General features: G+C 59.5%; 3 protein-coding genes and 1 pseudogene. 2 read left to right on the top strand and 2 right to left on the bottom strand.

What is annotated here, in order from left to right:
• Positions 1 to 242: pseudogene (locus Q0341_RS10155) on the top strand (plasmid replication/partition related protein); the annotation flags it as partial.
• A gap of 316 nt (positions 243 to 558) precedes the next feature.
• On the opposite strand, the gene Q0341_RS10160 reads toward Q0341_RS10155, so the two are convergent.
• Positions 559 to 1,200, bottom strand: coding sequence for a 3-oxoacid CoA-transferase subunit B (locus Q0341_RS10160; protein WP_299512816.1), 642 nt, complete (start codon positions 1,198 to 1,200; stop codon positions 559 to 561).
• Positions 1,201 to 1,233: 33 nt separating this feature from the next.
• Positions 1,234 to 1,941: a CoA transferase subunit A gene (locus Q0341_RS10165; protein WP_299512819.1), complete on the bottom strand. Its 708-nt coding sequence runs from the start codon at positions 1,939 to 1,941 to the stop codon at positions 1,234 to 1,236.
• Positions 1,942 to 2,037: 96 nt separating this feature from the next.
• On the opposite strand from Q0341_RS10165, the gene Q0341_RS10170 reads away from it, so the two are divergent.
• On the top strand, positions 2,038 to 2,205 hold a 168-nt coding region (locus Q0341_RS10170; RefSeq protein ID WP_299512822.1), incomplete at its 3' end, for a PAS domain-containing protein.

A 2,205-nucleotide genomic window follows, 5' to 3' on the forward strand; every position in this document is an offset into this window, starting at 1 on the left:
CCGCAGAAGAGCAAAAAAGCGCGGCCCTGGGCGGCAAAGAAGAACTCAAGCAAGCGGCCAAGCGCGTGCGCGAAGTGAACCGCAAAACGCCCTCAGACAACCAGCCCTCTGACGAACCGGACGGCACCGACGCCGCACCCACCGAACGGCAAGCCCTGCACGCGCAAGTCGCCGCCTTGACCGCAGAAAACCAGACGCTGCGATCGCAGGTGGCGCAATTGCAGGCGCAGTTAAGGGCCTGAATGCGCGATCCGTAGATCGGACGATTGCAGTCCGATATCGGCTTTTGTCGTTCAGCGATATTTTCAAAAGGTGTTGGTGCACCAAAGACGTCGTACCCAAATGCGCCAACCCACAAAGACCGACAGCATCCATCCGAAATCAGCAAGGTCCCAACCAGCCCTGTGTGAGGCGCTCACCCGATCGGGCGATTTGGCGAGCGAAGCGCGCATGAGCCCGACCGGTGAGCGCCTCGCGCAGGGCGCCCTCGTAGATGGCCGCTAATTGACCAAAACAAAAGGCCCTCAACGGGCCTTTTGTCATGAACGCGGCAACCGATCAGAAAATCAACTTCACACCCGTTTTGCTCTGCAGCTGCTCAGGCGTCACGCCCGGGGCCAGCTCCACCACTTTCAGGCCTGCGTCGGTCACGTCCATCACGGCCAAGTCGGTGATGATGCGGTCAACCACGCCCTTGCCGGTCAGCGGCAGTGTGCACTCGGGCAGGATCTTCATGTCTTCGGTGCCGTCTTTCTTTTTGGCCACATGCTCCATCAAGATGATCACGCGCTTGACGCCCGCCACCAAGTCCATCGCGCCGCCCATGCCCTTGACCATCTTGCCGGGGATCATCCAGTTGGCCAGGTCGCCCTTGTCGGTGACCTGCATCGCACCCAGGATCGACAAATTGATCTTGCCGCCACGGATCATGGCAAACGACAGATCGCTGCCAAAAATCGATGAACCTTTGATGGTCGTCACGGTTTGCTTGCCTGCGTTGATCAGGTCAGCGTCGACCTCGTCTTCGGTCGGGAACGGGCCAATGCCCAGCATGCCGTTTTCGCTTTGCAGCCAGACTTCTTTGTCTGCAGGCACAAAGTTGGCCACCAGCGTGGGGATGCCGATACCCAGGTTCACATAGAAACCGTCTTCCAGTTCGTGGGCCGCACGGGCGGCCATTTGGTCTTGACTCCAGCTCATATCAGGCTCCTGTTTTTTCGGTCACGGCGGGCTTCATACGCCCGCCTTTTCTGTAATCGTGCGTTTCTCAATGCGCTTTTCCGGCGTCGTGTTCAACACGATGCGGTGCACATAAATGCCGGGCAGGTGCACGCTGTCGGGGTGCATCTCACCGGTCTCGACGATCTCTTCAACCTCGACCACGCAAATCTTGCCCGCCATGGCCACCGCCGGGTTGAAGTTGCGCGAGGTGTAGCGGAACTGCAGGTTGCCGGACTTGTCAGCGCGGTGCGCTTTGACCAGCGACACATCGGGCACCAAGGCGCGCTCCATCACGTAGGTCTCGCCGTCAAACTCGCGCAGCTCTTTGCCCTCGGCCACCAAGGTGCCCACACCAGTCTTGGTGAAGAAAGCCGGAATGCCCGCGCCGCCCGCACGCAGCTTCTCGGCCAGCGTGCCTTGGGGTGTGAACTCCAAAGCCAGTTCGCCCGCCAGATACTGGCGCTCAAACTCTTTGTTCTCGCCCACATAAGAAGAAATCATCTTCTTGATCTGGCGCGTCTGCAGCAAGATGCCCAGACCAAAGTCATCCACGCCCGCGTTGTTGGAAATGGCCGTCAGGTTTTGCACGCCGCTGTCACGCAGGGCGGCAATCAAAGCTTCAGGAATGCCGCACAGGCCAAAACCGCCCACGCCAATGAGTTGCCCGTCAGCCACGATGCCCTTGAGGGCCTCGGCTGCGGAGGGAAAAATCTTGTTCACACCGGTCTCCAGGAAAGAATCAAAACGCTACGATACTACGTATTGAACTACGTAGTTTTTCGTAGAGGGCTGCCCTAGGCGGGTGGCCTGCCCGCCATGCCCCCAGACATCGACTACCGCCTCGCCTTTGACTTGGCCCCCATCGGCTTGGTGCTCTCACGCAACCGCGCCATCATTGACTGCAACCAGCGCGTTTGCGAGATGTTTGGCGTCGGCCGGGAGCAACTCATCGGCCAAAGTTTTCAGCTGCTCTACCCCAGCGCC

Source organism: uncultured Limnohabitans sp. (genome assembly GCF_937889215.1).
Classification (GTDB): domain Bacteria; phylum Pseudomonadota; class Gammaproteobacteria; order Burkholderiales; family Burkholderiaceae_C; genus Limnohabitans_A.